This window comes from Paraburkholderia sp. GAS41 (assembly GCF_050436545.1).
In the GTDB taxonomy this organism is placed as follows: Bacteria; Pseudomonadota; Gammaproteobacteria; order Burkholderiales; family Burkholderiaceae; genus Paraburkholderia.
Genome location: NZ_JBNDMK010000011.1, coordinates 103,709 through 117,675, shown reverse-complemented (window position 1 = coordinate 117,675; position 13,967 = coordinate 103,709). Strand labels below are relative to the sequence as shown.

Sequence of the window (13,967 nt, the reverse complement as noted above, 5' to 3'; positions counted from 1 at the left end):
CGGCTCGCGGGAAGGCGGGGTTAACCCGCGAATGACGCGTTTCGAGGTGCTCGCGCGTGGCGCGAAGCAATGTCGTCCAGGAGCAATGCGACGGCGAGTGCCGGATGACGCGTGACGTCATTTTCGGCGATCATAGGCGCCGGCCACGGTACGGCATTCAGAGACCGATTCAGGGAACTACAGGAGCATTCAGCATGAAGACGAAAGCAGCCATCGCATGGAAAGCCGGCGCACCGCTGACAATCGAAGAGGTCGATCTCGAAGGGCCGCGCGCCGGCGAGGTGCTGATCGAAGTGAAGGCGACAGGCATCTGCCACACGGACTACTACACGTTATCCGGCGCGGATCCGGAAGGCATCTTTCCGGCGATTCTCGGTCATGAAGGCGCTGGCGTGATCGTCGACGTCGGTCCCGGTGTGGGCACGCTGAAGAAAGGCGATCACGTGATTCCGCTCTATACGCCAGAATGCCGTCAGTGCAAGTTCTGTCTGTCGCGCAAGACCAACCTGTGTCAGGCGATCCGCTCCACGCAGGGCAAGGGCCTGATGCCCGATGCGACCTCGCGCTTCTCGCTCGATGGCAAGCCGCTGTTTCACTACATGGGCACGTCCACGTTTTCGAACTACATCGTCGTGCCGGAAATTGCCGTGGCGAAGGTGCGGGAAGACGCGCCGTTCGACAAGATCTGCTACATCGGTTGCGGCGTGACAACGGGCGTCGGCGCGGTAGTGTATTCGGCCAAGGTCGAAGCGGGCGCGAATGTGGTGGTGTTCGGGCTGGGCGGCATCGGGCTGAACGTGATTCAGGGCGCCAAAATGGTGGGCGCGGACAAGATCATCGGGGTAGACATCAATCCGGGTCGCGTCGAACTGGCGAAGAAATTCGGCATGACGCACTTCATCAATCCGAACGAGGTCGAGAACGTGGTCGACCATATCGTGCAGTTGACCGACGGCGGCGCCGACTATTCGTTCGAGTGCATCGGCAACACGAAGATCATGCGTCAGGCCCTGGAGTGCACACACAAAGGCTGGGGCCAGTCGTTCATCATCGGCGTGGCGGCGGCGGGCGAAGAAATCAGCACGCGTCCGTTCCAGCTGGTAACTGGCCGTCAGTGGAAAGGCTCGGCGTTCGGCGGCGCGCGCGGCCGCACGGACGTGCCGAAGATCGTCGACTGGTATATGGAAGGCAAGCTCAACATCGACGATCTGATCACGCACAGGCTACCGCTCGAACGCATCAACGAAGGCTTCGAGCTGATGAAGAAGGGCGAGTCGATCCGCTCCGTCGTGCTGTACTAATGCCGCACTCACGTTGCATTCAAGGGAGCGCATGATGCTCGAACTTCTGGCCTCACATGCTTGCCATGGCGGCGTGCAGCGTATCTACAAGCATGACTCGAAGATCACCGGACTGCCGATGCGTTTTTCGGTGTTCTTGCCGCCGCGGGCCGCGCAGGGATCGGGGGGCGTTGCGGCCAAGGTGCCGGCGCTGTTCTATCTGGCGGGACTCACCTGCAGCGAGGAAACCTTCCCGATCAAGGCGGGCGCGCAACGCTTCGCCGCGCAGCACGGCATCGCTCTGATCGCGCCGGATACCAGTCCGCGCGGCGCGGGCATCCCTGGCGAAAGCGCGGCGTGGGATTTCGGGGTGGGCGCCGGTTTCTATGTCGATGCGACCGAAGCGCCCTGGTCGAAGCACTTCCGCATGTACTCGTACGTGCGGGACGAGTTGCGCGAGACGGTGCTGGCGAACCTGCCGATCGACGGCGAGCGCCTCGGCATCTTTGGACATTCGATGGGTGGTCACGGCGCGCTGATGCTGGCGCTACGCAATCCGCAGATTTACCGCTCGGTGTCGGCATTCGCGCCGATTGCGGCACCGTCGCGTTGTCCGTGGGGTGAGAAGGCGTTCGCCGGCTATCTGGGCGAGGATCGCGAGTCGTGGAAGGCGTATGACTCGAGTGAACTGGTGGCGAGCGCATCGCACAAGTTCGCAGCGGGGATTCTGATCGATCAGGGACTCTCGGACCAGTTTCTCGCCGAGCAACTGCATCCTGAGGTGTTCGAAGCCGCCTGCCTCGCGGCAGGGCAGCCGCTGACGTTGCGCCGTCACGAGGGCTACGACCACGGCTATTTCTTCATCTCGACTTTCATCGAAGATCATCTCGCGCATCACGCGAAGGTGTTGCTGGCCTGAAGCGCCGGACGGTGACGCGGCGCGCGTGGAAAGCGACGCGCGCCGTCGTTGCTAGCGCCGGCCCAGCAGACTGCCGCCATATACCAGCGCGGCCAGCGCGGTGATCCAGAAGCTTGTCGGCCAGTCGGTATAGAAGGCGAGCGTCAGCCCGAGCCACGCCTGCGCGAGCGCGATCAGCGCGGCAAGCACCAGTCCAATCGACAGCCGCGTCGTGAGGTTTTGCGCGGCGGCCGCGGGTCCGACCATCAGCGTGAAGACCAGCAGCACGCCGACGATCTGCGTGCACGCCGCCACCGCTAGCGCGGCAATCGCCAGAAACAGCACCGATACGAGCCGCAGCGACACGCCCTTGGCCTCAGCCAGTTCCGGCTGCAGCGAAGCGAACAGCAACGGACGCATGATGGCGGCGAGTGCGGCCAGACTCAGAATGCCGAGTCCCGCCAGCACGCCCAGCGTGGATGCGTTCACCCCCAGCACGTTACCGAATAGCAGAGCCGTGACCTGGGTTGCATACGCGGTGAAGAAGTGCAGAAACAGCAACCCGAAGCCCAACGCGAGCGAGAGGATCACGCCAATCGCCACATCGCGTCCGGCCAGCTTTTCACCCAGCGCGCCCATGCCGACGCCTGCCGCCAACGTGAAACCGATCATCCCCCAGATCGGCGAGATGCCGAGCAGCACCGCGCCGGTCGCGCCGGTGAAGCCGACGTGCGAGAGCGCGTGTCCAGCGAAGGTCTGGCCGCGCATCACCAGAAAATAGCCCACGATTCCCGCCAGCACCGCGACGATCCCCGACGCCGCGAATGCGTTCACCATGAAGTCGTATTCAAACATCGTTCTTGTGTCCGTGGCGTGAGGCGTGATGGTGACCGTGGCTGTGGCCGTGTGAGTGCGTATGGCCCGACGCGCCGCCGTGATCGTGGGCGTCGTCTTCGTGTTCGTGATCGTGCTTTTCGACTTCGACATCGCCCGACATCACGAAGATGCGGCCGTTCACGCGCATCACGTCGATGGGCGAACCGTAGAGGCGCGACAGCACCGGCTTCGTGATGACTTCATCGACGGTACCGAGCGCCGCCACGCCGCTGCCGAGATACAGCACCCGGTCGAGCGCATGCAGCAGCGGATTGAGTTCATGCGCGGAAAACAGCACCGCGATGCCGAGTTCCTGCTGCACATTGCGCACCAGTTCGACGACGCTCTTTTGATGATGCGGGTCGAGGCTGATGAGCGGTTCGTCGAGCAGCAGCAGTTCGGGTTTGCCGAGCAGACACTGCGCCAGCAGCAGACGCTGCCGTTCGCCGCCGGACAGTTCCGACAAGGGCCGCGCCGCGAGCGCACGTCCCCCGACCAGGTCCAGCACGCGTTCGACATCCGCGCGGGTCTGCGCATCGGCGTGCGGCAGACCCCAGCGGTGGCCGTCGGCCGCCATGGCGACGAAATCGCGGCCGCGCACCCGGCGGCCGGCCAGCGCGCTGCGCGTCTGCGGCATATAACCGATCGACGCATTGCCGCGCACGACGGGCTGCCCGTGTACGCGGATCGTGCCGCTCGTTGCCGGCACGAGGCCGAGCACCGCGCGCATCAGCGTGGTTTTGCCTGCGCCGTTCGGGCCGAGTACGCCGATGAATTCACCTTGATTCACCTGCAGGCTCGTATTGCGCAGAATCGCGCGGCCGCCCAGTTCCAGCGTCACGTCCTCGAGTTCGAGAACCGGCGCGGCTCCTTGCGGCGTGCGGCCAGTCAGATTCATTGGGTGGTTCCTGTGGTTGTCTGGCTCCCCGCCAAGGCCGCGCCGAGCGCGTCCAGTTGCGTCAACATCCACACCTGATAGGTCTTGCCGGCCGGTTCGGTTTCAGTGACGCTCATGGTCGGTACGTGCGACTGCTGGGCGAGTTTCAACATGCGTTTGGTCAGGGCTTCGGTTGCCTGGCTGTTATAGATCAGAACGTGGACGCGTCTGTCGCGCAGATCCTTCTCGAACGCGGCGATATCCGACGCGCTCGCTTCCGTGTCGTTCATCGTCGCCAGCTGGAAGCGCAAATTGCGCATCGACAGGCCGATTGCGTCCGACATATAGCCGAACACAGGTTCCGTCGCCGTCACCGGCACGCCGGCATAGCGGCCATGCAACTCGGCGACCTTGGCGTCGATCGGCTTGAGCGAATCGAGAAACTTCGCGAGGTTCGCATCGTACGCCGACTTGTTCGCCGGGTCAGCCGTTTCGAGCGCGACGGTGACCGCGCGCGCCACGGCGGGCACCGTTGCCGGGTCGTACCAGAGGTGCGGATTGTCGCCGCCCTTCTTGCCGGTCAGGTCGGCGGCAACGATGATCGTGCGCTTCGCGTTCTTCGAGGCGTTCAGCAGTTTCGCCATCCACGGATCGTAGTCGGCGCCGTTGTAGACCACAAGGTTCGCGTGTTGCAGCGCGCGTGCGGTTTTCGGGCTGGCTTCGAAGAGATGCGGATCTTCATCTGGATTGCTCAGGATGCTGGTGACGTCGACGTGTGCGCCGCCCAACTGATGTACCACGTCGCCGTAGAAGTTTTCCGCGGCCACCACCTGGATCTTCGCGTCCTGCGCACAGGCAGCCTGGCTCATGGCCAGTACGGCTGCGCCAGCGACGAGATACTTCGACAGGCTGAGCGCGCGGCGCGCATCATGCCACTTCAAGCTGAGTTTTTTCATCCGTTTCCCTGCTGCGTAAAAGTTGGACGCGAGTGGTAGGCGAGGGCTCCCGTCGATCCGGGCGCGCTTAGCGGTGATGCGGGGATGCAATGATATAACGTATCTAATAGATTTGTCAGCGAGCGCAGCCTCCGGGAAGTGCTCCCGCCGCCGCGCCTGTCTCGTGTCACAGCCTCGTCATCTCTTGCGCAGGATCATTTGTCAGTCCTGCCGCGCTGCACCATCGAAATCTCGTGAAGCGCCTTGACATGACCGAACGCGTATCCGATCATTCGATCACTAACAGAGCAATTGTTCGCGTAATGAGCGTTCGCTCACCGCGACACAACTCGCAACGAACCGGAGACAAGCAGTGGCAGCAGCGCGATTGCAAGGGAAGGTGGCGATCCTCACAGGTGCGGCAAGCGGAATCGGCGAAGCGGTGGCGCGGCGTTATCTCGACGAGGGCGCACGCTGTGTACTGGTCGACGTCAAGCCGGCCGATTCATTTGCGCAGGCGCTGCGTGCCAGCGACAGCGAGCGCGTGCTGACACTCAGTGCCGACGTGACGCGCCGTGACGACATCCAGCGGATCGTCACGAGCACGGTGGAACGTTTCGGCCAGATCGATATTCTCTTCAATAACGCCGCGCTGTTCGATATGCGCCCGCTGCTCGACGAATCGTGGGACGTCTTCGATCGCCTGTTCGCCGTCAACGTGAAGGGCATGTTCTTCCTGATGCAGGCGGCCGCGCAGCAGATGGTCGAGCAGGGCCACGGCGGCAAGATCATCAATATGTCGTCGCAGGCGGGCCGGCGCGGTGAAGCACTGGTTTCGCACTACTGCGCAACCAAGGCGGCCGTACTAAGCTATACGCAGTCGGCTGCGCTTGCATTGGCGCCGCACAAGATCAACGTCAACGGCATCGCGCCGGGTGTCGTGGATACGCCGATGTGGGAACAGGTCGACGCGCTGTTCGCCCGCTATGAGAATCGCCAGCCAGGCGAAAAGAAGCGCCTGGTGGGCGAGGCGGTGCCGCTTGGCCGCATGGGCCTGCCTGAAGACCTGACCGGCGCGGCACTGTTCCTCGCTTCTGCCGATGCCGATTACATCACCGCACAAACCCTGAACGTCGACGGTGGCAACTGGATGAGCTAAGGCAGGGAGTCTGACCGGCTTGCCGCACCGTTTGCATAACAAACGCAGTAAAACATAACGTACCAGAAAGGAGACAAGTGATGAAAGCAGCCATGAAACCCGCGCTCAAGGCGGTCGGCGCCGCCGCAGTCGCGTGCGCGGCACTGAACGCCTCGGCGGGAACGGTGACAATTGCGACCTTGAACAACCCGGACATGATCGAGCTGAAGAAGCTGTCGCCGGCGTTCGAGCAGGCCAATCCGGACATCAAGCTCAACTGGGTGATTCTCGAAGAAAACGTGCTGCGTCAGCGCGCTACCACTGACATCACGACTGGCAGCGGCCAGTTCGACGTGATGACGATCGGTGCCTACGAGACGCCGCAATGGGGCAAGCGCGGCTGGCTCACCCCGATCACGAATCTGCCGGCTGCCTATGATCTCGACGACGTCGTGAAGACGGCGCGCGAAGGGCTCTCGTACAACGGTTCGCTGTATGCGCTGCCGTTCTACGTCGAAAGCTCGATGACGTACTACCGCAAGGACCTGTTCGCGGCGAAGGGCCTCACGATGCCCGACCAGCCCACGTACGACCAGATCCAGCAGTTCGCCGACAAACTGACCGACAAGGCCAACGGCGTCTACGGCATTTGTCTGCGCGGCAAGGCGGGTTGGGGCGAAAACATGGCGTACGCGACGACGGTCGTGAACACCTTCGGCGGCCGCTGGTTCGACGAGAAGTGGAACCCGCAACTCACCTCGCCGGAATGGAAGAAGGCCATCACGTTCTACGTGAACCTGCTGCAGAAGGACGGCCCTCCGGGAGCGAGCTCGAACGGCTTCAACGAAAACCTGACGCTGATGTCATCGGGCAAGTGCGCGATGTGGATCGATGCGACGGTGGCTGCCGGCATGCTCTACAACAAGCAGCAGTCGCAGATCGCCGACAAGGTCGGCTTCGCGGCAGCGCCGACCGAAGTCACGCCGCACGGCGCGCACTGGCTGTGGGCGTGGGCGCTGGCGATTCCGAAGTCGTCGAAGCAGGCGGATGCGGCGAAGAAGTTCATCGCGTGGGCGACCTCGAAGGAATACATCGAGATGGTCGCGAAGGACGAAGGTTGGGCCTCGGCGCCTCCGGGAACGCGTCAGTCGACGTATGCCCGTCCGGAGTACAAGGCCGCGGCTCCGTTTGCCGACTTCGTGCTGAAGGCAATCGAAACGGCTGATCCGAATCATCCGACGGCGAAACCGGTGCCGTACACCGGTGTGCAGTTCGTTGGCATTCCTGAGTTCCAGTCGTTCGGTACGGTAGTAGGTCAGAGCATCTCCGGCGCGGTTGCCGGTCAGATGACGGTCGATCAGGCATTGGCCGCAGGCCAGGCTACAGCCGAGCGCGCCGTGCGCCAGGCTGGCTACCTGAAGTGACGTGAAACACGCCGGCTGACGCCAGTCAGCCGGCCCTTGGCTGCACAGCGGGCCGTCGCGGCTCTCTGGCTGAGCTTGCGCATCCTGTCCAGATAACCTGGGCCGGTGCCGGCTCACCTGAACCCGCCGCGATATCCCGCGCTTTACCGAACAGGTGGTCACATCATGCGTCCTCTGCGCCTTCCTCTCATGCATGCCACTCCCCAGACCGAAAAAGAGCGCGAATCGCGCAAAGCCGCGTCCGCACGCTGGCTGGTCACACCGTCCACTGCCGTGCTGGTGCTGTGGATGGCGATTCCCCTGGCGATGACGATCTGGTTTTCGTTCACGCACTACAACCTGCTCAACCCCGATGAGAAGGGTTTTGCGGGCATCGACAACTACAAGTATCTCGCCAGCGATCCGTCGTTCCTGCCTTCGATCGGCCATACGCTCGAACTCATCGTCTCGGTGCTGGTGATTACCGTGGTGGGCGGGGTGCTGATGTCGGTGCTGTTCGACCGCAAGTTCTATGGCCAGGGCGTCGCGCGGCTGCTCTGCATCGCGCCGTTCTTCGTGATGCCGACCGTCAGTGCACTGATCTGGAAGAACATGATCCTACACCCGGTGTACGGCCTGATCGCCCAGGGGATGCGGGCGCTCGGCATGCAGCCGATCGACTGGTTCGCCGACTATCCGCTCACCGCGATCATCATGATCGTCGCGTGGCAGTGGCTGCCGTTCGCATTCCTGATCCTGTTCACGGCGATCCAGTCGCTCGACCAGGAACAGAAGGAAGCGGCCAAGATCGACGGGGCGGGCGCCTTTTCGATGTTCTTCTACATCACGCTGCCTCACCTGAGACGGGCGATCGCGGTGGTGGTGATGATGGAAACCATTTTCCTGCTGTCGATCTTCGCTGAAATCTACACGACCACCGGCGGCGGCCCGGGCACCGCGACCACCAATCTGTCTTACCTGATCTATTCGCTCGGCCTGCAACAGTTCGACGTCGGGCTTGCCTCGGCGGGCGGGATTCTCGCGGTCGTGCTGGCCAACATCGTGTCGTTCTTCCTCGTGCGGATGCTCGCGAAGAACCTGAAAGGGGAGTACGAAAAATGAGCCACGTTGCCGCTTCACCTGTCTCGACGACAACCACCTCATCGAAGAACGGGCCGTGGGCTGTTTTCAAGCGCGTCATTCCCGGCGTGCTGGCATGGGCCATCGCATTGCTGCTGTTTTTCCCGATCTTCTGGATGACGATTACCGCATTCAAGACCGAGCAGCAGGCTTACGCGTCGTCGCTGTTCTTTATCCCGACGCTCGACAGTTTTCGCGAGGTGTTCGCCCGTAGCAACTACTTCTCGTTCGCCTGGAATTCGGTGCTGATCTCGGCGGGCGTGACAGTGGTGTGTCTGCTGCTGGCGGTGCCGTGCGCGTATTCGATGGCGTTCTTTCCGACCCGCCGCACGCAGAAGCTGCTGCTGTGGATGCTGTCCACCAAGATGATGCCCTCGGTGGGCGTGCTGGTGCCGATCTATCTGCTGTGGAAAAACTCCGGACTGCTCGATTCGGTCTCGGGCCTGATCATCGTCTACACGCTGATCAACCTGCCGATTGCGGTGTGGATGACCTTCACGTACTTCGCCGAAATTCCGCGCGACATTCTCGAAGCCGGGCGGATCGACGGTGCGGCGACGTGGCAGGAAATCGTCTACCTGCTGATGCCGATGTCCTTGCCTGGCCTCGCGTCAACCGCGCTGCTGCTGGTGATTCTTTCGTGGAACGAAGCGTTCTGGAGCATCAACCTGTCCAGTTCCAATGCCGCGCCGCTGACGGTGTTCATCGCGTCGTATTCGAGTCCTGAGGGTCTGTTCTGGGCCAAGCTTTCGGCGGCCTCGCTGCTCGCGGTCGCGCCGATCCTGATCGTCGGCTGGCTGTCGCAGAAGCAACTGGTGCGTGGCCTCACCTTCGGGGCGGTTAAATGACGGTGACCGAAGCCAGGCTCGCGCTGATCTGCGATTGCGACGGCGTCCTGATCGACAGCGAAGCCGTGGCAGCGCGCATGCTGGTGCACGAACTCGAAGCGCGCTGGCCGGATTGCGACGTCGAACCGGTCGTGCTGCCGCTGCTCGGATTGCGCATCGAACGGGTGCTTGAAAACGCCGCGGCGCAGCTCGGCCGCAGTTTGAGCGCGGACGATATGGCAGCCATTCGCCATGCCGTCGAAGCCGCGGCGATGCAGGCGCCGGCCGTGGCCGGCATTGCCGAGGCACTCGCACAGATTGCGCTGCCCAAGGCGTGCGCAAGCAACAGCTTCAGCGCGTATGTGCAGGCGGTGCTGGCGCGCACCGGCCTCGCAGGGTTGTTCGCCGGCCGGCTCTACTGTGCGGATACGGTCGCGCTGCCGAAGCCGGCGCCCGACGTCTATCTGGCGGCGGCGAGCGGTTTTGGCCTCGCGAGCAGCGCGTGCCTCGTGGTCGAGGACAGCGTCACCGGCGTGACCGCCGCGAGCGCGGCAGGCATGACGGTGCTGGCCTTTATCGGCGGCGGGCACGCGAGCGAATCGCAGATCGGCGCGTTGCGGGCGGCCGGCGCGGCCCACGTGTTCGATGATATGACGCAGTTGCCGGCGCTGGTGAACCAATGGACCCAGCGGGTTGCCGCGGAATCGCATTGAGGCGCTCTGCAGTCACGACGCGGCAGCACCGCGCGAGCAGAGGCTTTCAACACTGGATTAACGTAGTACGAGCAACACACGGAGACACATCATGGCAAGCTTAACGCTGCGCAACATCAGAAAAGCCTACGACGACAACGAAGTGATGCGCGACATCAATCTCGACATCGCGGACGGTGAGTTCGTCGTGTTCGTCGGTCCGAGCGGCTGCGGCAAGTCGACGCTGATGCGGATGATCGCCGGCCTCGAAGACATTACCAACGGCGATCTGAGTATCGACGGCCAGCGCGTGAACGATATTCCGCCAGCCAAGCGCGGGATTGCGATGGTGTTCCAGTCCTACGCGCTCTATCCGCACATGACGCTGTACGACAACATGGCGTTCGGCCTCAAGCTTGCCGGCACCAAGAAGCCGGAAATCGACGCGGCGGTGCGCAACGCGGCGAAGATCCTGCACATCGACCACCTGCTGGATCGCAAGCCGAAGCAGTTGTCCGGCGGGCAGCGGCAACGGGTGGCGATTGGCCGCGCGATTACGCGTAAGCCGAAGGTGTTCCTGTTCGACGAACCGCTGTCGAACCTGGATGCCGCGCTGCGCGTGAAGATGCGCCTCGAGTTTGCGCGTCTGCATGACGAACTGAAGACCACGATGATCTACGTCACGCACGATCAGGTCGAAGCCATGACGCTGGCCGACAAGATCGTGGTGCTGTCGGCGGGCAATGTCGAGCAGGTGGGAAGTCCGACGATGCTGTATCACGCGCCGGCTAACAAGTTCGTGGCGGGGTTTATCGGCTCGCCGAAGATGAACTTCATGGAAGGCGTGGTGCAGTCGGTTACGCACGATGGCGTCACGGTGCGCTATGAAACGGGCGAAACGCAGCGCGTGGCGGTCGAGCCGGGCGCGGTCAAGCAGGGCGACAAGGTGACGGTGGGAATTCGCCCCGAGCATCTGCATGTCGGCATGGCCGACGACGGCATTTCGGCGCGCACGATGGCGGTCGAATCGCTCGGCGACGCGGCCTATCTGTACGCGGAGTCGAGCGTATCGCCGGAGGGCATCATCGCGCGGATTCCGCCGCTCGAACGCCATACGAAGGGCGAGATGCAGAAGCTGGGTGGCAAGCCTGAGCATTGCCATCTGTTCGACGCTCAAGGAAAGGCGTTCCAGCGCAAGATCGTCGAGGTGCTGGCGGCTTGATGCACAAGAGACGCGGCGCGTACCGGGAGGTCGGCGCGCGCCGCTGATGCGGCTATCGCGATTCGCACGAAGCGCTTGCTTCGGCGAGTCGCGATTTGCTTTGCGGCTTATAGAAAAAAGGGTAGTGCAACACCGGCTGTTGCTCTACGCCTCCAACGCCGCGCGAGCACACAGCTCGTCCGTCACCAGCCCCGACAGCCACCCACCCTTCAGCACCGCAATCACCGCCTCACGCTTACGCTCGCCACCGGCGAACCCGATCGTCGGCCGCCGCGGCGGTGAATCCAGCGCCACACTCGTGACGCGCTGACCGGTCGGCGATTCGACCTGCGCGCCCAGCGCGTCGATCGGCAGGCCGAGCATCTCGGCCACCGCCTTATGCTGCATCAGTTCCTTCACTTCCGCCGTGGTAATGAAGCCATCTTCGAACAGCGGACAGTGAGGGCCGATATTGCCGACTCCGACAAACGCGACATCCGCTTCGCCCGTCAACGATTCGACGATCCGGTAGAGCCGGTGATTGCACCACTGCGCGCGTTCGGCTTCGTTATCGGCGAGCAGCGGCGCGGGCAGCAGAAAATGCTTGCCGCCGGTCTTCTCCGAAATGTGCAGCGCGACGTCATAGCGGTTCGAGGAGCCGTCCTGGGCGATCGCCCCGACCATCGATACCAACCGGTGCTGCGGACGGTCCAGCTGGGCGATCTGATCGACCGCCGCTTTCAAGGTACGACCGCTGCCGACTGCGACCACCATCGGCTTTTCTTCGTTCAGATACCGTTCCATCACCTGCGCGCCGGCGACCGCCAGCTTGCGGTCGATTTCTTCGGCGGTGTCGTTGTCCACCGGCACGACCTCGCACATCGACAGTCCATAGCGCTTCGACAACCGCTCGGCAAGCGCGAGGCAATCGGCGAGCTGATGGTCGACCCGCACCCGGATCAGGTTCTTCTCGACTGCGAAGGCGACCAGCCGTTGCGCCACCGGCCGGGACACCTGCAACTTCTCGGCGATCTCGTTCTGCGTGTTGCCTGCGACGTAATACAGCCACGCGGCGCGCGTGGCGAGGTCGAGTTTTTCGTTGGACTTGGGCACGGTAGGCTTCTAGTGGTTTGCGCCGGTGATAGCAGCCGTTCAGCCTGCTGATTCCGGCATGGTCGGCATCGTGGAGAGGCCCTAAGCCAGCCGCTCGCGCGACGGATCGAACAGCGGCCGCACGTGCCGGTACAACGCCCGGAAACCGTCCAGGCGGGCGCGCAAAGCCGCATGCCGGGCGGGATCCGGCGTGAATTCCAGCTCCACCGGCGGCTTGGTCAGCACCTGCGCCGGATCGCCGCCGGCTGCCAGCCAGCCGAGGCGGGCCGCGCCGAGCGCGGCGCCGGTTTCGCCGCCGCCATGCTTGCGGGTCGTGGTGTTGAGCGCATCGGCGAGCAGTTGCGCCCAGTAGTTGCTGCGGGCACCGCCGCCGAGCAACGACAGCGCGCTCGTTTCAGTGCCAGCCGCGCGCAGCGCGTCGAGGCCGTCGGTGAGCGCGAAGCTCACGCCTTCGAGCACGGCGTAACCGAGCAGTGCGCGATCGGTGGCGTGGTTCATGCCGAAGAACACGCCCTGCGCATACGGGTCGTTGTGCGGCGTGCGTTCGCCGGACAGATACGGCAGGAAAAACGGTGCGCTCGTGAGCGCGTCGGGTGCGAGGGCTTCGATTTCGACGAGCAGGGTGGGCTCGTCGGTCGAGGTGAGCTTGCAGACCCAGCGCAGGCAACTCGCCGCCGACAGCACCACGCTCATCTGATGCCACCGATCCGGAATCGCGTGGCAAAAGGCATGCACGGCGGAGGCCGGATTCGGCCGGAAACTGTCGCCTACGACGCACAGCACGCCCGAGGTGCCGAGCGAGACGAAACCATCGCCCGGTTGCGTCGCGCCGATGCCGATCGCGCTGGTCGCATTGTCGCCGCCGCCCGCCGCGACGACCACGTCATCACCGAGGCCAAACTCACGGGCGATGTCGGCGCGCAAGATGCCTGACGATTCGCTGCCTTCGCATAGCCGCGGCATCTGCGCGCGGTTCATGTCGCAGGCGGCGAGCAGCGTGTCGGACCAGTCGCGTCGCGCGACATCGAGCCACAGCGTGCCGGCCGCATCCGATGGATCGGAGACCTTCTCGCCGGTCAATTGCAGCCGCAAATAATCTTTGGGCAGCAGCACGAACGCGGTCTGCCGGAAAATTTCCGGCTCATGGCGCGCCACCCATAGCAGCTTGGGCGCGGTGAAGCCGGGCATGGCCAGGTTGCCGGCAATCTGATGCAGTTGCGGCGCGCGTTCGGTCAGCTCGGCACATTCCTCCACGCTGCGCATGTCGTTCCACAGGATGGCCGGACGCAAGACACGGTCGTGCGCATCGAGCAGCACGGCACCGTGCATCTGGCCGGACAGGCCGATACCGCGCACCTGCGCGAACTCGTCGGGATGCTTCGCGCGCAACGCGGACAGGGCGGCGCGTGTGCCGTCCCACCAGTCGGAGGGATTCTGTTCGGCCCAGCGCTGATGCGGGCGCGAAACGGTAAACGGCGAACCCGCTGTGCCGATCACGCGACCGGTGGACGCGAGCAGCAGGACTTTCACTTCGGACGTGCCGAGGTCGATGCCGAGATACATGGGCGCGGAACCTTCGTCGTTGGG

Annotated in this window: 13 protein-coding genes; 8 read left to right on the top strand and 5 right to left on the bottom strand. The window is 63.5% G+C overall.

Translation table 11 applies throughout. The features are described from left to right. The first annotated feature begins 194 nt into the window (after nucleotides 1-194). On the top strand, nucleotides 195-1,301 hold the full coding sequence (locus P3T43_RS17160) for an S-(hydroxymethyl)glutathione dehydrogenase/class III alcohol dehydrogenase (RefSeq protein WP_429282231.1): 1,107 nt from the start codon (nucleotides 195-197) through the stop codon (nucleotides 1,299-1,301). A 34-nt stretch (nucleotides 1,302-1,335) separates the two neighbouring features. Beyond that, nucleotides 1,336-2,199 carry an S-formylglutathione hydrolase gene (gene fghA / locus P3T43_RS17155; protein ID WP_429282230.1) on the top strand — a complete coding sequence of 288 codons (864 nt, stop codon included), beginning with the start codon at nucleotides 1,336-1,338 and terminating at the stop codon, nucleotides 2,197-2,199. 51 nt (nucleotides 2,200-2,250) lie between these two features. Here fghA and P3T43_RS17150 read toward each other — a convergent pair whose 3' ends face one another. Genes P3T43_RS17150 through P3T43_RS17140 form a run of 3 tightly spaced genes read right to left on the bottom strand, consistent with a single transcriptional unit; the run spans nucleotide 2,251 to nucleotide 4,887 of the window. After that, on the bottom strand, nucleotides 2,251-3,033 hold the full coding sequence (locus P3T43_RS17150; RefSeq protein ID WP_429282229.1) for a metal ABC transporter permease: 783 nt from the start codon (nucleotides 3,031-3,033) through the stop codon (nucleotides 2,251-2,253). Beyond that, nucleotides 3,026-3,952 carry an ATP-binding cassette domain-containing protein gene (locus P3T43_RS17145; RefSeq protein WP_429282228.1) on the bottom strand — a complete coding sequence of 309 codons (927 nt, stop codon included), beginning with the start codon at nucleotides 3,950-3,952 and terminating at the stop codon, nucleotides 3,026-3,028. Before P3T43_RS17145 ends, P3T43_RS17150 begins: the two co-directional genes overlap by 8 nt. Then, complete coding sequence (locus P3T43_RS17140; protein WP_429282227.1) at nucleotides 3,949-4,887, bottom strand: metal ABC transporter solute-binding protein; 939 nt, start codon at nucleotides 4,885-4,887, stop codon at nucleotides 3,949-3,951. The genes P3T43_RS17145 and P3T43_RS17140 overlap by 4 nt, the downstream gene beginning before the upstream one ends. Before the next feature lie 352 nt (nucleotides 4,888-5,239). Between P3T43_RS17140 and P3T43_RS17135 the strand changes: the two genes are divergently transcribed. The 6 genes from P3T43_RS17135 to P3T43_RS17110 all read left to right on the top strand — a co-directional run bounded on the left by P3T43_RS17135 (nucleotide 5,240) and on the right by P3T43_RS17110 (nucleotide 11,288). After that, nucleotides 5,240-6,025 carry an L-iditol 2-dehydrogenase gene (locus tag P3T43_RS17135; RefSeq protein ID WP_429282226.1) on the top strand — a complete coding sequence of 262 codons (786 nt, stop codon included), beginning with the start codon at nucleotides 5,240-5,242 and terminating at the stop codon, nucleotides 6,023-6,025. Between the two features lie 80 nt (nucleotides 6,026-6,105). Beyond that, nucleotides 6,106-7,428: an ABC transporter substrate-binding protein gene (locus P3T43_RS17130; protein ID WP_429282225.1), complete on the top strand. Its 1,323-nt coding sequence runs from the start codon at nucleotides 6,106-6,108 to the stop codon at nucleotides 7,426-7,428. A 165-nt stretch (nucleotides 7,429-7,593) separates the two neighbouring features. Continuing rightward, on the top strand, nucleotides 7,594-8,529 hold the full coding sequence (locus P3T43_RS17125; protein ID WP_429282224.1) for a carbohydrate ABC transporter permease: 936 nt from the start codon (nucleotides 7,594-7,596) through the stop codon (nucleotides 8,527-8,529). After that, a complete protein-coding gene (locus P3T43_RS17120) occupies nucleotides 8,526-9,395 on the top strand; it encodes a carbohydrate ABC transporter permease (protein WP_429282223.1) in 870 nt (289 codons plus the stop codon). The genes P3T43_RS17125 and P3T43_RS17120 overlap by 4 nt, the downstream gene beginning before the upstream one ends. Further along, nucleotides 9,392-10,087 (top strand): HAD family hydrolase, encoded by a 696-nt coding sequence (locus P3T43_RS17115; protein WP_429282222.1) that lies wholly within the window; start codon nucleotides 9,392-9,394, stop codon nucleotides 10,085-10,087. Before P3T43_RS17120 ends, P3T43_RS17115 begins: the two co-directional genes overlap by 4 nt. Nucleotides 10,088-10,178: 91 nt before the next feature. Then, on the top strand, nucleotides 10,179-11,288 hold the full coding sequence (locus P3T43_RS17110; RefSeq protein WP_429282221.1) for an ABC transporter ATP-binding protein: 1,110 nt from the start codon (nucleotides 10,179-10,181) through the stop codon (nucleotides 11,286-11,288). Between the two features lie 144 nt (nucleotides 11,289-11,432). Here the strand turns inward: P3T43_RS17110 and P3T43_RS17105 are convergent, their stop codons facing one another. Both P3T43_RS17105 and xylB read right to left on the bottom strand, forming a co-directional pair. Further along, a complete protein-coding gene (locus P3T43_RS17105; RefSeq protein ID WP_429282220.1) occupies nucleotides 11,433-12,380 on the bottom strand; it encodes a sugar-binding transcriptional regulator in 948 nt (315 codons plus the stop codon). Nucleotides 12,381-12,461: 81 nt separating this feature from the next. Beyond that, nucleotides 12,462-13,943 (bottom strand): xylulokinase, encoded by a 1,482-nt coding sequence (xylB, locus tag P3T43_RS17100; RefSeq protein WP_429282219.1) that lies wholly within the window; start codon nucleotides 13,941-13,943, stop codon nucleotides 12,462-12,464. Between the last annotated feature and the right edge of the window lie 24 nt (nucleotides 13,944-13,967).